We start from the raw sequence: 15,024 nt of genomic DNA on the forward strand, positions 1-15,024 counted from the left end.
TCACTCCTTCAGGGTGCTGCGATTTCGAGATTGCCGAGCAGGTCGGCGGCCCAGGTCAGGCCGCGGTGGCGAAGCCAGGCGGCGGCGAACTGCTGTTGGCCATGCGCGGCGATCAGCTCGCCGATGCGGATCTGGTCGGATTTCGAGGAGGAGGCGGCGAAAGCGAGCGCGATGTCGCCGAGACCAAGGTCGAACAGGCGGTTGCCCCGCCGCGACTGGCAATAATAGTCGCGCTTCGGCGTCGCCCGGCTCAAGATTTCGATCTGCCGGTGGTTGAGTCCAAAGCGCTCGTAGACCCGCGCGATCTGCGGCTCGGCCGCGCGCTCGTTCGGCAGGAATATCCGGGTCGGGCAGCTCTCGATGATCGCCGGCGCGATCGCGGAGCTTTCGATATCGGCAAGGCTCTGCGTCGCGAAGATCACGCTCGCATTCTTCTTGCGCAGTGTCTTCAGCCATTCGCGCAGCTGCGCCGCGAAGGCCGGGCTGTCGAGAACGAGCCAGCCTTCGTCGATGATGATCAGCGTCGGCGAGCCGTCGAGGCGGCCTTCGATCCGGTGGAACAGATAGGACAGCACCGTCGCGGCCGACGCGGCGCCGACGAGGCCTTCGGTTTCGAGCGCCTGCACACGCGCGGAGCCGAGATGCTCGGCCTCGGCGTCGAGCAGGCGGCCCCAGGGACCGCCAACCAGATAGGGTGCGAGCGCGAGCTTCAGCTCCTGGGACTGGAGCAGGACAGCGAGGCCGGTGAGCGTCCTCTCGGCGACCGGCGCAGTCGCGAGCGAGGTCAGCGCCGACCAGATATGCTCCTTCGCCGCCGGATCGACGGCGATACCCTCGCCTGCGAGAAGCGCCGCGAGCCATTCGGCGGCCCAGGCACGCTCGGCGGCCTCGTCGATCCGCGCTAGAGGCTGCAGCGCGACCGACCCGTGGCTGCCGGCATCATGAAGCGCGCCGCCGAGATCCTGCCAGTCGCCGCCCATGCCGAGCGCCGCGGCGCGGATCGAACCGCCATAGTCGAAGGCGAAGATCTGATTGCCCTCGTAGCGCCGGAACTGCATCGCCATCAGCGCGAGGAGTACGGACTTGCCGGCGCCGGTCGGCCCGACGACGAGGCAATGGCCGACGTCGCCGACATGCAGCGAAAGGCGGAACGGGGTCGAGCCTTCGGTCTTGCCGTAAAGCAAGGGGGCATCACCGAAATGCTCGTCCCGTTCCGCCCCCGCCCACACCGCCGAGAGGGGGACGAGGTGGGCGAGATTAAGGGTCGAGACCGGGGGCTGGCGGACATTGGCATAGACATGGCCGGGGAGGCTCCCGAACCAGGCTTCGAGCGCGTTCACCCCCTCGACGGTGCAGGTGAAGTCGCGGCTCTGGATGATCTTCTCGACCAGCCGCAGCTTTTCGGCCGCGAGGGCAGGATCGCGATCCCACACGGTAATCGTCGCCGTCACATAGGCGATGCCCGCCTCGTCGGCGCCGAGTTCCTGCAGCGCCATGTCGGCATCGGCCGCCTTGTTCGAGGCGTCGCTGTCCATCAGGACCGATGCCTCGTTGGTCATCACCTCCTTCAAGATCGCGGCGATCGACTTGCGCTTAGCGAACCACTGCCGCCGGATTTTCGTCAGCAACTTCGTCGCGTCGGTCTTGTCGAGCATGATCGCGCGCGACGACCAGCGATAGGCGAAGGCCTGGCGATTGAGCTCGTCGAGCAGGCCGGGGAAGGTGACGCTCGGAAAACCGGTGATGGTAAGCGTGCGCAGATGATGGTCGCCGAGCCGCGGCTCGAGCCCGCCGACGAGCGCCTCGTCGGCGAGGAGGGCATCGAGATAGACGGGCGTCTCGGGCACGCGGACGCGCTGCGCCTTGGTCGAGATACAGCTGTGGAGATAGGTCAGCGTCTCGCCGTCATCCAGCCATTCGGCCTCCGGCATGAAGCCCTCGACGAGATGCAGCACGCGCGAGCTGCGGTCGATAAAGCCCGCGAGCAGTTCCTTCGGATCGACTCCGGTCTTCGAGCGCCCCTCGTACAGCCATGCCTCGGCGCGCGCGGCTTCTTCGGCGGGCGGCATCCAGAGCAGGGTCAGATAATAGAAGCTTTCGAAATGCGCGCCTTCCTCGCGGAATTGCTCGCGGCGCTCGACGTCGACGAGTTCCGATACGACATCGGGAAATTCCGAGACGGGATAGGAGATGGCAGGCACGCGCTGTGCCTCGACGAACACCGCCCATCCCGATCCCAGGCGCCGGAGCGTGCTGTTGAGCCGCGCTGTGACCGCGACGAGTTCGGCGGGCGTGGCGCTGTCGAGGTCGGGCCCGCGAAAGCGCGCCGTGCGCTGGAAGGAGCCGTCCTTGTTCAGCACCACGCCCGCCGCCACCAGGCAGACCCAAGGGAGAAAATCGGCGAGGCGGGCGGATTTCGATCGATATTCGGAGAAGTTCATCATGGGCGCATCCAGACAGGATATTTGAGGTGACGCCGGGCGACGTCGACGAAGGCGGGGTCGCGGCGGGCGGCCCAGACCGAGAGGGCGTGGCCGACCGCCCAGAGGACGAGGCCCACGAGCCAGAGGCGAAGACCGAGACCGACCGCGCCGGCGAGCGTGCCGTTGACGATCGCGAGCGACCGCGGCGCACCGCCCAGCAGGATGGGCTCGGCCAGCGCCCGGTGCACCGGCGCGAAATATCCCGACACCTCCTCTTCCCGGCCCATCAGACGAGCGCTCCGCCGCCGAACGAGAAGAAGGAGAGGAAGAAGCTCGAGGCGGCGAAGGCGATCGACAGGCCGAACACGATCTGGACCAGTCGGCGGAAGCCGCCCGAGGTGTCGCCGAACGCAAGGCTGAGCCCGGTCACGATGATGATGATCACCGCGACGATCTTCGCGACCGGCCCCTCGATGCTCTCGAGGATCGATTGCAGCGGCGCTTCCCAAGGCATCGACGAGCCGCCGGCCTGTGCCGGGGCCGCAACGGCCAGTGCGAAGAACAGCGCGGTCGAACAAAGCATGGCGCGTCGCGCGCCATGCCGGACGGCATGGATCATCGATTGTCTCCTTCGGGGGTGATGAGGTGCGTGAGCCGATATTCGAGGTTGAGCCGGTCGAATCCGTCGACGCGCGAGAGTTCGGCGAGACGCCGCCCGGTTCCGTCGCGGACAAGCACAGCGACGAGATTGATCGTCTCGGCCAACAACGCGCGCGGCACGGTGACCACGGCTTCCTGGATCAGCTGCTCCATCCGGCGGAGCGCGCCGAGAGCGCTCCCGGCGTGGATCGTGCCGACTCCGCCGGGATGGCCGGTACCCCAGGCTTTCAGAAGATCTAGCGCCTCGGCGCCGCGCACCTCGCCGATCGGGATGCGATCGGGCCGAAGGCGCAGCGACGAACGGACGAGGTCCGAGAGCGAGGCGACGCCATCCTTGGTGCGCATCGCGACGAGATTGGGCGCAGCGCACTGCAACTCGCGTGTATCCTCGATCAGCACGATCCGGTCGCTGCCGCCTGCAATTTCGGCGAGGAGGGCGTTGGTCAGCGTCGTCTTTCCGGTGCCGGTACCGCCGGCGACCAGGATGTTCAGCCGGTCGCGCACCCCGGCGCGCAGCACGTCGGCCGCACCGGCAGACATGATCCCCGAGGCGACATAGTCACCGAGCGTGAAGACCGCGATCGCGGGTTTGCGGATGGCGAAGGTCGGGGCGGCGACGACCGGCGGCAGCAGGCCCTCGAAGCGCTCACCCCCGTCGGGAAGCTCGGCGGAGACGCGCGGCGCCGCGCCATGCACTTCGGCTCCGACGTGATGCGCGACGAGACGGATGATGCGCTCGCCGTCGGCCGCGGACAGCGTTGCACCGCTATCCTCGATGCCCCGTCCTAGCCGGTCTACCCAGAGCCGCCCATCGGGATTGAGCATGATTTCGATGACGTCGCGATCGGCAAGCCAGTCCGCGATCGCGCCGCCCATCGCCGTGCGAAGCATACGCGCGCTGCGATGACGTGCCTCCAGCCGGATCGGTTCTGCGCCCATCGGGATCCCCATTTCATGAGGCCGGGCAACGGCGCCCGGCGCGACGGGGACGAGTAAGAGACGCACGAGCCGCGCAAATTCAACAGCGATCTTTTCAGATCGAAGGATGGCGAAGAAAGACAGGCCGTAGCGTAGGCTCCGCGCACGTAACATGCGGCAAGCAAGCGTGAATTTCGGTCGGCGACTTGTGCGAATCGCGAATTTGACGACAGTGCCCGGATGACTGATTCGGGGTCGCAGCCGTCAGAGGACGCAGTGCGCTGGGCGAGGCTCACGGACAAGCAGCGTGCGTGCCTCGATCTCGTGCTCGAGCATCAGACATCGAAGCAGATCGCCCGGCGGCTCGATATCTCGAAGCAGGCCGTCGATCTCAGGCTCACGACCGCGCGAGACATATTGGGCGCAGCCAACCGGGCCGAGGCGGCCCTTCGTTATGCGCGCCTCAAACAGACCTATGACCGGATACCATGTGACGCGATCATACTACCGGAAGAACCCCGGCTGGTGCCATCCGACCTCCCGAACGGGGAGTTGGCTGCGATGGCGCTTCAACACAGCGCGTCACATACCGAACAACCGGTAGCGGTCGGTTCGCCGTTCAAGGGTCTCCGGAGGCACGATCATCCCGGTCGGAACAGAGTGTGGATCATGGCGACGATGCTGGTCGTGCTGATCCTCCTCATTCTGACGGGGCTGGCGATCGGCGAAACGCTGACGCGGCTGATCTCCGGCTGATCCTTTCATCTGTCCACGATCAACGGCCGGAGCGCCCGCTTCCGGCAGAGGAGAAGTCATGTCCAAGGAAATTACGATCACGGCAGCGCGTCTGATCCGCGACGTTCCCGCCGCGGAAGTCCGGGTCGACGACGCGCTCATCGCCGTGTCGACGCTGATGACGAGCGTGGTGACCGCGCGGCGCGACACCGGCGGAGTGCCGGCTACGAAGGGCCAGGCGACGATCCGCCGGCTCATGAAGGCGCAGATGGCGCTGGTCGATGTCAGCGGCGACATCCTCCGCGTCCATGGCGAACTCGCCGACATCGGGCGCGAGACCGCGGGCTACGATCTTCATGAATGCCCTTCGGTTGCCGGCATCGGCGGCGGCGCACAATCTGCGGGATGACGGCTGTTGACCGGGAGCAACGGCCATGAAAGTTTCGGAGCATGCGCATCGTTTTGTTTCTCGCTTTCCTGGCCATTGCCGTCGGCTATGCCGCGTGGAAGGGCGGCGGACCCGAACGGGTGATGGCGGCGATCGCGGTGGCGATGGTGGGCTCGGACCAGATCCTTCATATCTTCGTGCCGGCGAACTTCGCCGCGGTCGACACCGGTCATCTCGCGATCGACCTTTTTGGCGCCGGGTCCACCGTCGCGCTCGCGATGTTTGCGCATCGCTTCTGGCCCATGTGCATCGCCGTTTTGCATCTGGTCCCGCTCCTCGCGCACATGAGCCGAACATTCGACATGGCGCTGCATCCGGCGGCGTATCTCACGATGCAGGTGGCGACGTCGTGGCCGGTCCCGGCGATCCTCATCCTCGCAACCTGGCGTCACCAGCATCGGCTGGCGCGCGGCGTCAGCGAGCCATCCTGGCTCAATTCGTTGCCACCCTCGATCCGGACAACAGCGAAGCCATAGCCGGGACGCTACTGGCAGAACACCGGACCCTCGGCCGTCTTCTCGCCCAGTCTCCCGAAGCGCTAGCCCGCACGCTGGGACAATTTAGCCCGGTCGCAGCGATGATCGTTGCCGCACGCGCCGTCACGTCGGAGGCGCTGCGCGCCGAGCTTGCGGGCCGAGGGATCGACCCCGGCAATCCGCGTCTGCTCGAATATCTCAGAGCCTCGATGGGGGCGCTGCCTCACGAGACGCTGCGCATTCTCTTTCTCGACGCCTCCCGCCGGCTGATCGCGGACGAGCAACTGCAACATGGGACGGTCGGACAGGTCGCCTTCTATCCGCGCACCATATTTAGACGGGCGATCGAACTCGACGCCGCCGCGATCATCCTCGTCCACAATCATCCGAGCGGCGATCCCACGCCCAGCCGATCCGATATCACGGCAACCGAGCGGCTGGCCGCGATCGGTCGATCGCTCGATGTGGAGGTGCTGGAACATATCGTCGTGACGCTCCGCGGCCATCGCACGATCCTCCACGGCGGGACGGCGGCCTGCAGCGAGGCGTCATCGGCGGCCGTGCTGCGCGACACGGCACGCGAGTGGCGAAAGGCGCGCGGCGCAAAGCTTGCGCTTGCCAATGCGCAAAGGGCTTCGCGGCGACGATTGCTGCGCCGCCAGCTCGTCGGAGCCGCCGACCTCTTCGGCGAGCCGGCCTGGGACATGCTTATCGATCTCTTCATTCATGAAGGAGAAGCGAAGGCGGTGTCGACGAGCTCGCTCTGCATCGCCTCGGGCTTGCCGATGACGAGCGCCTTGCGGCTGCTCCAGCGGCTCTGCGACGCCGGGCTTGTGACCCGCGAGGCCGACAGGCTCGACGGGCGGCGCAATTTCATCCGGCTGGCGCCGCCACTCGCGCACCGGCTGATGGCTTATTTCACTGAAGGCGACGAATGATCGCCATCCTTGTCGCGCGAGAGTTCGTCCCCGAGCTTCGGCCCGGCCTCCATCCGGCGGCTGAGCGAATCGACAAAGGCCTCCCATCGCTTCTTGCCGGTTGCCTGCGCAGCGCGGAGAGCGGCGTCGGGCAGTGGCGGGCTGTTGACGAGCCAGGAGCGGACGAACAGTGCGAACGCCTCATTCGACAGTTCGACATGCCATTCGAGCCGGTCGAGCTGGCGCGAAATCCTGTCGAGGCGCCGCGTCAGCACTGCCTCGATGCGTTCCTCATGGTCGGGGGTCAGCAAGGAAGCCAGCGCCGCTTCGACGATGTCGGTGCGGGTGATCCGCCGGCTGCTCGCCCGTTCGTCGAGCTGCCGCGCCAGGATCGCGTCGATCCGGAAGGTCCGCTTGACCGACGGCTTTCTCACAGGTCGATCCCGTCATCGGGATCTTGCGACGCGAGACGGGCGCCGCGGCGCATGGCGCCATCGATGGCCTTGCGCTTGCGAGCCGCGTCATCGTCGCGATCCGGGTCGTCGAAGTCGAATTCGCCGATCGGGTTGCCGGGCACGGGGGCAATATCTTCATGGTCGGGTATCGCCGGTTCCTGCCGGATACCGCTATTCGCCTCGCTTTCCTCCTGCTTCTCATCCGCCTGATCACTCGAGACGCCCTGATCTGCCTGCGCGGCCGCGACGCCGGGTAGGATTGCCGGAGGCGCAAGCGCGCTCCAGTCGTCGGGCCGCGGAGCATCCGCTTCGGAGGGAGGCGGGGGCGGCAAGATGCGCGCCTGCAACCGGGGGTCGGTAAAATATCGCGCCTTGCTTGCGCGGATCGGCGCCACGCCTGCGACCATCACGATTTCCTGGTCGGGCGGTAGCTGCATCACCTCGCCCGGCGTCAGCAATGCGCGCGCGGTCTCGGTACGCGACACCATGAGATGACCGAGCCATGGCGAGAGCCGGTGCCCCGCATAATTCTTCATGGCGCGCATCTCCGTCGCGGTCCCTAGCGCATCGGAAATCCGCTTGGCGGTGCGCTCGTCATTCGTCGCGAAACTTACCCGGACGTGGCAATTATCGAGAATGGCATTGTTCGGCCCATAGGCCTTTTCGATCTGGTTCAGCGACTGGGCGATCAGGAAGGCCTTGATCCCGTAGCCCGCCATGAAGGCCAGCGCGCTCTCGAAGAAATCGAGTCGCCCGAGCGCCGGAAACTCGTCGAGCAGGAAGAGGAGGCGCTGCGGCCGAGCGGCGGGATTGAGTTCCTCGGTGAGCCGCCGCCCGATCTGGTTGAGGATGAGGCGGATGAGCGGCTTGGTGCGGCTGATGTCGCCGGGCGGGACGACGAGATAGAGCGAGGTTGGGGTATCGCCGGTGACGAGATCGGCGATGCGCCAGTCGGACCGCCCCGTCACCGCCGCGATCACCGGATCGCGGTAGAGCCCTAGGAAGGACATGGCCGTCGACAGCACCCCCGACCGTTCGTTGGCCGACTTGTTGAGCAGGTCCTGCGCGGCGCGTGCGACCACCGGATGCACGCCCGCCTCGCCGAGATGCGCGGTCGTCTGCATGATCCGCAGCGTCGAGGCGATGCCGCGGCGGGGATCGGACAGAAAGGCCGCCACCCCGGCGAGCGATTTATCCTCTTCGGCATAGAGGACATGGAGGATCGCCCCGACGAGCAGCGAATGGCTCGTCTTTTCCCAATGGTTGCGCTTCTCGAGGCTGCCTTCGGGGTCGACGAGCACGTCGGCGACATTCTGCGCGTCGCGCACCTCCCACTGACCGCGCCGGATTTCGAGCAAAGGGTTGTAGGCGGATGACGCGATGTTGGTGGGATCGAAGAGGAGCACGCGGCCGTGCTGCGCCCGGAAACCCGAGGTGAGCTGCCAATTCTCGCCCTTGATGTCGTGCACGATACAGCTGCCGGGCCAGGTGAGCAGCGTCGGGACGACAAGACCGACACCCTTGCCCGAACGCGTCGGCGCGAAGCAGAGGATATGCTCTGCGCCATCGTGACGCAGATAGTGCCGGCGAAAGCGTCCAAGGATCACCCCGGCATCGCCGAGCATGCCCGCTCCCCGGATATCGCCCGCATCTGCCCAGCGCGCCGAGCCATAGGTTTCGGCGCGCCGCCGCTCGCGGGCGCGCCATACCGACATGGCGATCGCGACGATGATCGAGACGAAGCCGCCCGAGGCGGCGATCATGGCGCCGCGGTAGAAGATCGGCGGCGCATAAGCGTCATAGACGAACCACCACCAGAAGAAGGCCGGCGGCGGATAGACCGGATAATCGCCGATGCGGAACCATGGCGCACCCAGCGCCGGCTGATATCCGAGCGCAGCGGCAGTCCATTGCGTCGCCGCCCAGACCGCGAGGATCACGATCGCGCCGACGGCGGCGATCTGGCCCCAGAGTATCTTGTCGTTCATGCGATTTGTCCTTCTAGATGCCGATGCCTCGGCCCAGCGCCCAGTCGACCGTGCCGCCGGGCGACATGGTGCCGGTGATATGTTGGCCGAGGTGGCGGTCGAGCGCGGGGCGCCAGGGAACGAGCTGGAAGCCGAGCCCGTCGTCGATCATCGCGAAGCGCCCCGATGCGAGGGTGACGCGTTCGCGGTAGATGCCGCTCACATACTCCCCGGCAGCCGAGGGTTTCGCGGCAAGTCCGGTCCGCTCGGCGATCGCGGCGGTCGCGGCCGCGAGCTCGCGCGAGGCGAGCTTGTCGATCAGTCCCGGTGACAGGCTCAGCCGATCGCCGGCGCGCGAAGCCAGTCCTTCGCTCACAAGATGGCGCGCGCGTTCGTCCATCGCCTGGCGAATTTCGAGGCCGAAGCCGCTCCCGCTTGCGACGGGCTCGCGGGCGACGAGCTGGCGGTCGAGCCAGGTCGCGCCGGGCGCGACCACCTGCGAAGCAAGCGGCAGGTCGGAGCGGGTCGCCAACGATATCTGATCACGCCCCTTGCCGTCCTGCCACTTGCGCAGTTCGACGATCGCGCCGGGCCGCGCGTCGCCAGTCATCTCCATTTCGTCAAAGCGAATGTGATGCGTGCGCCCGTCGGCGCCGTCGACGATCGCATAGGCACTGCCCGCGAGCTCGTCGTGGAGGCCGCGCTCGACTAGTCGGCCGATGATCGCGCCATCGGGTGCTCCGTCGTGGAGCGCGAGCGCAGCGGGATCGAAGCGCCCGCCGGCGCGGGTGAGCGCCTGGTGCATCGTCTTGATGATATCGCCGCGCACGGCGACCGCGCGCAGCGCCGGTTCGGCATCCGCGTCCATCGTCCAGAGGCCGGCGCCGCATCGCTCGGCAAGCCCCATCGCCTCGAGCTTCGCGGCGCGGCCCACCAGCAGGCCGTGCATGCGCCGATCGTCGCCAGCAGCAGGACGCAGGTCGATCACCCCGCCCGTCTCGTCGGCGATGCGCTGCAGCCGGGCGTCGAGGCTCGTCCAGCGTTCGGCATCGACCTCGCGCGCGAGCGAAGCTTGCATTTCGATCTCGCTGCGCGGACCGAGCTCGAGCGTCGCCAAGGCTTCGGCGCGGCCGCGGATGCCAGCGCCGATATAGCCGCGGTCGATGACGAGATCGGCGCCATCGTCGGCGACACCGCGCACGAGAATATGGACATGCGGATTGTCGGTATTCCAATGGTCGACCGCCACCCAGTCGAGCCGGGTATCGAGATCCTTCTGCATGTCGGCCAAGAGATCGCGGGTGAAGGCACGAAGGTCGCCGAGATCGGCGGCGTCCTCGGGACTGACGATCAACCGGAAATGATGCCGGTCCTCCTCGCACCGCGCGGCGAACGCGTCGCGGTCGACCGCATCGCCATCGGCATCGAACATGTTGGCGTCGCGTCCGTCGCGGGTCACGCCCTCGCGCTCGAGGTAGGAAATATGGCGCGCTAGCGGCGCCGCCCGAAACCGTGCGCCGCGATGCCGGACCACGCGCGCCATGACGGTGACGCGCCGGCTGCCCGGCTGGCTGCGCATAGCGGCCAAGGCGCGCCGGCCCCGTCCCTGCGTCCCGGTGCCGCCGCCGCGGCTTCGCCCGGGCCGCGAGCGGGTGTAGCCCGAGCGGGCGGCGGCCTTGCGGACCTGGGCCGCGAGACGCTTGCCCCTGCCCGCGGAACCCGAGCCGCGATCGCGGCTCCGTCCCGGCCTGATCCGGAAATCGCCGTCGTCACGCCGCATCGGGCGCCCTGCCATACGAAAAGGGCGCGCATTTGGCCGACTTTCTGCCATCAGTATGGCTGATTCTGGCGGTGCCATACGCGCAAAGCCGCTGAAAACCGACCATCCCGGGCGCGCAGCTGGCACGGCTTTTATCTTGCCCTCTTATTTGGCTCCCTGATTTTCGAAGTTTTCGCCATCTCCATCTCTCCTTCATAGCAAGTAATTGGCCCCTATTCGACGACAGGCTTGCAAGATCTGCGATGTGACGAGGGTCTGATACGCCGTGCACTCTTCCGGGCTCATCGACGGGATGTTGGAACCGCACGTTCGCGGTGTTGGCGCCGTCGCGGCACATGTCGCTATCGGATTTACGGGGCAGCATCACAGGCACTCCGGCGTGGTCCGCGCGGGGCGGCCACAGGCAAGATATCGTGCTTCCCGTTTTCCAGGTCTGTATCATTCCTCTGCCGCTTGCGCGGACCTCCTAAGCTCGTTGCGCCGTCAACCGGCAGTCGATGGGGCGGTGGTTGTTCATGAGTTCGCGAGGCTGAGCCGTTGCAGTTTCGCTGCGTTCGATGCGTCGATGTCCTGCGCAGACGCGTCTGGATCGCCGACGTAAAAGGTACCGTCGCGCCACATTGCGTGCATCACGATGGCAAGTTTGCGTGCGACGGCGACGCGGGCTTTCGCGTGGCACTTGGTCTTCGTGAGCTTCAGCCCCCATGTCTTGATCAGGTCGCGGCCCTTGAACCGGGTGAGCATCGCCGACGCAGCCTCGTATAGCGCGCGGCGCACGTCGGGATCGCCCGCCTTGCTGATGCGACCGTGGACATCGATCGAGGTGCCCGACTGCCATCGCTTCGACGTCAGCCCGAAGTAGGCCGCGACATTGCGCGAACGACGGAACCGCTGCGGATCGTCGATCGCGCTGCTGAAGCTGAGCGCGGTGACGGGACCAACACCGGGGATTGCCATGAATCGCCGACATAGCTCGTCGCGCATGGCGATCTGCACGACCAGCTTGTGCAGCGTCAGATACTCAGCCCACAGCGCCGCGCGCGCCCGAAGCATGCAGTCCATGAGTCCAGCGGTCATCGCATCGCCGGCGACAGACTCTCGAACGGCCTTTTCCATGGCGCCGCGGCCGACTTTGCCGAGCCGGATTCCGAACACTTTCAGCGAGTGACGGATGGCATTTTCGAGGTCGAGGAACTTGCGTTTGAGATTGCGGCGCTGAACGAGCAGCAGCCTGATCCGATAGCAGGCATCCGTCTTGACGTGCGCCTGGCGGAACCAGCCGGTCCGCATGATATGCGCGATGCCGAGTGCATCATTCGCGTCGGTCTTGTTGCGCTGCGCCGACAGCGCCGCGCGCACATGACGCGTTTCAAGGCAGACCGCTGGAACGCCTTCCGCCAGCAGCTCGGTGTGCAGCCACGGCGACAGCGACCCGGCCTCGTGGCCGACGCGGCGCATGCGATCCGCATACGGTCGCAGTGCCTCGGCGATCGCAGCCGGATCGGTTTCCACAGCGGTTTCGAACGCGACTTTCCCGTCGTCGCCAACGACGCAGATTGCGGTTTCGTCGACCGAGACATCAAGGCCGGTAAAGTATTCCATCACACGACTCCTTCGCTTCCGTTTGACCGGAGCGAGGGTCGCGCCGCTGGCGTCCGCAGCGCAAGGTTTCTCATCGGGCGCAGCTGCCGTGCTGGTCGGAAGCAACGCCAAGTCCTCGCCAAATGCGGCGGCACTCCCGAATTACCCTTCCAGCAAGACCCTGCCGCTCCCAAACCACAGCATCCAGAACGGTCGACCCACCGGCGGACCATCAGCGATCACGCGCGGCGGAGAGCGAAATGAAGAGCGACGCCGCCGGCGCGGAAGACGGCGCGGCGGCTTCGTCCGCCGATGCGGAATGCGCGCGCTCGAGGTCGTCGCGGCGCCCGGCGAAGATCGCCGCGTCCCGCCAGCCAGGCGACGTCGTCGGCGCCGCGGCGGCAGTGCGAGCGCCCGCGATGCTGTCGGCGCCATGCAGTTCGGGGGCGATCTTAGCGACATAGGCGACGGTTTCGGCGGGCAGGCCGCGGCGGCCCGATGCATAGGCATCGGCGCGCCCGGGTCCCGCATTATAGGCGGCGAGCATCAGCGCGATGTCGCCATAGCGGTCCCACATCGCGCGCAGATAGGCCGCACCCGCAAGGATGTTCGCGCGGGGATCGAAAGGATCCGAACCGAGCCGGTGGCGGGCGGTCAGCGACGCCCAGGTTCCGGGCATGATCTGCATCAGCCCCATCGCGCCCGCATGCGAAACGGCGCCCGCCCTGCCCCGGCTTTCGGCGTTCATCACCCGCCATATCCAGAGTTCGGGAATGGCGAAACGCTGCGCCGCTTCGGCGACCGGCGCGGCATAGGGATGTCCGCCCGGCTGCACCGCGGCGACAGCCGGCGTGCAGACGAACGGCAGGACGAAGGACGCGAGCAGCGCGCCGAAGGGCGCGGAGACGCGCAGCGCGAAACGTCCGGCGAAGTGCTGCCGCCGCGCCATGGGTTAGTTTCCGCCCTGCACTTCGGGGCGCGACCAGAGGATCGAATATTCGTCCGCGTCGCCGCTCAAGCGGACCATGTTCGCGCGCAGCGGCGCGGCAAGGCTCGGGTCGTCGATCTGCAGGGCGATGTAGAGGCCGCGCGGGCCCGAACGATCCCAGCCGGCGCCGATCTCGGCGCCGAGCGCGGCATCGCCGATCAGCAAGCGCCAGGCGGGCGCATTCTCCTTTTCGGAATAGGCCGCGCCGACGAGCGTGATCGGCGCGTCGAATGTGAGCGACCTGAGCGAACCCGTAAAACCGCCCGTCCCTTCGCGGCGCATCGTTCCGATAATCATATCATGTCTCCTTATTGCGGGGCGAGGGTCGAAGACCGCCGCCGCCAGCGCGCCAGCGAAGCTGCGCCGACGCATGCGAGCGGGTGAGAAGCGGATGTGCAGTGCCGATCAGCCCGGCGGAGGGCAGCGGCCCGAAGTACCGGCCGTCGAGGCTGCCCGGCGCCGCGTTGAGGAGAAAGATTTCGCCGCGCCCGACGGTCCGGCAGCCGGTCCAGACCGGCAGCGGGCGGTTCGCCCGGTCGCGCGCCAGCGCGCGGGCGGCGCCCGTTCCGTCGACGGTGACGAAGATGCCGGAACGGCAGACGAGCGCGCCGGGAAGTGCGGCGACACGCTTCAGGAGCGGCAAGCCGCGCGGCAGATAGCCGCGCGCGGCGAGGAAGCCGGCGAGCGCTGGCGGCGGCTCGATGGCGACGAGATCGCCGACCCGCGGCGCCGCACCCGCGTCGATCCGGTAGAGGCCGATCAGCGCGCTGGCGCTCGCATTCCAGAGCAGGCGCGGCGCCGGCTTCGCCCAGGCGACCGCGACGAAGAGCGTGCTGACCAGAGTCGCGGTCGCCGCCGTGAAGGACAGGATTCGCCGGTTCATGATTCGACCGCCCGGCGGCGAAGCCACGCCGTGTGGCGTTCGAGCGAATAAGGCCGGAACGGCAGGCCGGCTACAATCCGGTTGCCGATGTGGCGCCAATGGTCGGGCGCCGCATCGCAGGCGTCGATGCCGACGGCCTCGACCGCATCGATCGCCTCGAGCGCCTTCTGGACCTTCGGCCAGCCGTCGATCCGCGCCAGTATCTCGGCGCCGGGTCGGACGAACGGCAGCGTCGAAAAAGGCTCGCCAGGCGCGACGGCGAGGGCAATGGCGATGTTCGAATGGATGGTGCCGAAGTCGTTCGACGTCCAGCGGACGAAAGCGAAGACCGCGCCGGGACGGAAGGCCGCGACGCGCGTTCGGCGGCTCAGGATGCGCTCGTCGGCAACGCGGCCGAAGCGGATCCATTGTTCGTGCCGGCCTTCGATCCAGGTCAGTTCGACCTCGGTGAGCGCATCGCGAGGCGGCGCCGCGAGCGCGCGGCCGCTGCGCGGCGAAAGCCCCGACGCCCCCGGCACCGATGCGAGATCAGCGCGGCGCATCAACGCGGCTCCCGCCGCGCGGGCCGTACGATGCCGCTGCCGGGATCGGACGTCGAGGTGCGGCGGCCGAGCTCGACCCAGGCGTCGAGTTCGTCGATCGCATAGACGACGCGCCCGCCGAGCTTGCGATAGACCGGCCCCGTTCCGTAGACGCGATGCTTCTCGAGCGTCCGATGCGAGAGGCCGACGCGCCTTGCCGCCTCGGGGGTGGTGAGAAAGCGTGGCGGGTGACCGGTCGTCATGGGTGGCTC

At 67.3% G+C, this 15,024-nt stretch carries 17 protein-coding genes; 4 read left to right on the top strand and 13 right to left on the bottom strand.

Features of this window, described 5'->3' with window-relative positions; all coding sequences use genetic code 11:
* Nucleotides 1–8: 8 nt before the first annotated feature.
* From trbE to trbB, 4 genes are read right to left on the bottom strand one after another with little or no spacing between them, the layout of a single operon-like run.
* Complete coding sequence (trbE, locus tag ACVENA_RS16440; protein WP_449326236.1) at nt 9–2,444, bottom strand: conjugal transfer protein TrbE; 2,436 nt, start codon at nt 2,442–2,444, stop codon at nt 9–11.
* Nucleotides 2,441–2,710, bottom strand: coding sequence for a VirB3 family type IV secretion system protein (locus tag ACVENA_RS16445; protein ID WP_449326237.1), 270 nt, complete (start codon nt 2,708–2,710; stop codon nt 2,441–2,443). Before ACVENA_RS16445 ends, trbE begins: the two co-directional genes overlap by 4 nt.
* Nucleotides 2,710–3,042 carry a TrbC/VirB2 family protein gene (locus ACVENA_RS16450; protein ID WP_449326238.1) on the bottom strand — a complete coding sequence of 111 codons (333 nt, stop codon included), beginning with the start codon at nt 3,040–3,042 and terminating at the stop codon, nt 2,710–2,712. Before ACVENA_RS16450 ends, ACVENA_RS16445 begins: the two co-directional genes overlap by 1 nt.
* Nucleotides 3,039–4,022, bottom strand: coding sequence for a P-type conjugative transfer ATPase TrbB (gene trbB / locus ACVENA_RS16455; protein ID WP_449326239.1), 984 nt, complete (start codon nt 4,020–4,022; stop codon nt 3,039–3,041). Before trbB ends, ACVENA_RS16450 begins: the two co-directional genes overlap by 4 nt.
* 219 nt (nt 4,023–4,241) lie before the next feature.
* On the opposite strand from trbB, the gene ACVENA_RS16460 reads away from it, so the two are divergent.
* From ACVENA_RS16460 to ACVENA_RS16475, 4 genes are all read left to right on the top strand, one after another.
* Complete coding sequence (locus tag ACVENA_RS16460; protein WP_449326240.1) at nt 4,242–4,757, top strand: LuxR C-terminal-related transcriptional regulator; 516 nt, start codon at nt 4,242–4,244, stop codon at nt 4,755–4,757.
* A 58-nt stretch (nt 4,758–4,815) separates the two neighbouring features.
* The gene (locus ACVENA_RS16465) at nt 4,816–5,145 is read left to right on the top strand and encodes a hypothetical protein (protein ID WP_449326241.1); all 330 of its coding nucleotides are present in this window, start codon (nt 4,816–4,818) and stop codon (nt 5,143–5,145) included.
* A gap of 41 nt (nt 5,146–5,186) precedes the next feature.
* Nucleotides 5,187–5,660 carry a hypothetical protein gene (locus ACVENA_RS16470; protein WP_449326242.1) on the top strand — a complete coding sequence of 158 codons (474 nt, stop codon included), beginning with the start codon at nt 5,187–5,189 and terminating at the stop codon, nt 5,658–5,660.
* Nucleotides 5,661–5,761: 101 nt separating this feature from the next.
* The gene (locus ACVENA_RS16475) at nt 5,762–6,598 is read left to right on the top strand and encodes a JAB domain-containing protein (RefSeq protein ID WP_449326243.1); all 837 of its coding nucleotides are present in this window, start codon (nt 5,762–5,764) and stop codon (nt 6,596–6,598) included.
* Here ACVENA_RS16475 and ACVENA_RS16480 read toward each other — a convergent pair.
* From ACVENA_RS16480 to ACVENA_RS16520, 9 genes are all read right to left on the bottom strand, one after another.
* Nucleotides 6,574–7,011: a CopG family transcriptional regulator gene (locus ACVENA_RS16480; protein ID WP_215352384.1), complete on the bottom strand. Its 438-nt coding sequence runs from the start codon at nt 7,009–7,011 to the stop codon at nt 6,574–6,576. The two genes, ACVENA_RS16475 and ACVENA_RS16480, sit on opposite strands and share 25 nt — an antisense overlap.
* Complete coding sequence (locus ACVENA_RS16485) at nt 7,008–9,020, bottom strand: conjugal transfer protein TraG (RefSeq protein WP_449326244.1); 2,013 nt, start codon at nt 9,018–9,020, stop codon at nt 7,008–7,010. The genes ACVENA_RS16480 and ACVENA_RS16485 overlap by 4 nt, the downstream gene beginning before the upstream one ends.
* A 13-nt stretch (nt 9,021–9,033) precedes the next feature.
* Nucleotides 9,034–10,779: a relaxase/mobilization nuclease domain-containing protein gene (locus tag ACVENA_RS16490; protein WP_449328960.1), complete on the bottom strand. Its 1,746-nt coding sequence runs from the start codon at nt 10,777–10,779 to the stop codon at nt 9,034–9,036.
* Between the two features lie 513 nt (nt 10,780–11,292).
* A complete protein-coding gene (locus ACVENA_RS16495) occupies nt 11,293–12,381 on the bottom strand; it encodes an IS110 family transposase (protein WP_449328961.1) in 1,089 nt (362 codons plus the stop codon).
* 211 nt (nt 12,382–12,592) lie between these two features.
* A complete protein-coding gene (locus ACVENA_RS16500; RefSeq protein WP_449326245.1) occupies nt 12,593–13,309 on the bottom strand; it encodes a lytic transglycosylase domain-containing protein in 717 nt (238 codons plus the stop codon).
* A 3-nt stretch (nt 13,310–13,312) separates the two neighbouring features.
* Nucleotides 13,313–13,645, bottom strand: coding sequence for a DUF736 domain-containing protein (locus ACVENA_RS16505; RefSeq protein WP_449326246.1), 333 nt, complete (start codon nt 13,643–13,645; stop codon nt 13,313–13,315).
* 1 nt (nt 13,646) lies between these two features.
* Complete coding sequence (locus ACVENA_RS16510) at nt 13,647–14,231, bottom strand: S26 family signal peptidase (protein WP_449326247.1); 585 nt, start codon at nt 14,229–14,231, stop codon at nt 13,647–13,649.
* Nucleotides 14,228–14,773, bottom strand: a complete 546-nt coding sequence (locus ACVENA_RS16515) for a DUF2840 domain-containing protein (RefSeq protein ID WP_449326248.1) — start codon at nt 14,771–14,773, stop codon at nt 14,228–14,230. The genes ACVENA_RS16510 and ACVENA_RS16515 overlap by 4 nt, the downstream gene beginning before the upstream one ends.
* Entirely contained in the window at nt 14,773–15,015 is a 243-nt protein-coding gene (locus ACVENA_RS16520; protein ID WP_054586770.1) for a helix-turn-helix transcriptional regulator, read from the bottom strand. Before ACVENA_RS16520 ends, ACVENA_RS16515 begins: the two co-directional genes overlap by 1 nt.
* Between the last annotated feature and the right edge of the window lie 9 nt (nt 15,016–15,024).

The sequence above is a fragment of the Sphingopyxis sp. 550A genome (genome assembly GCF_053569535.1).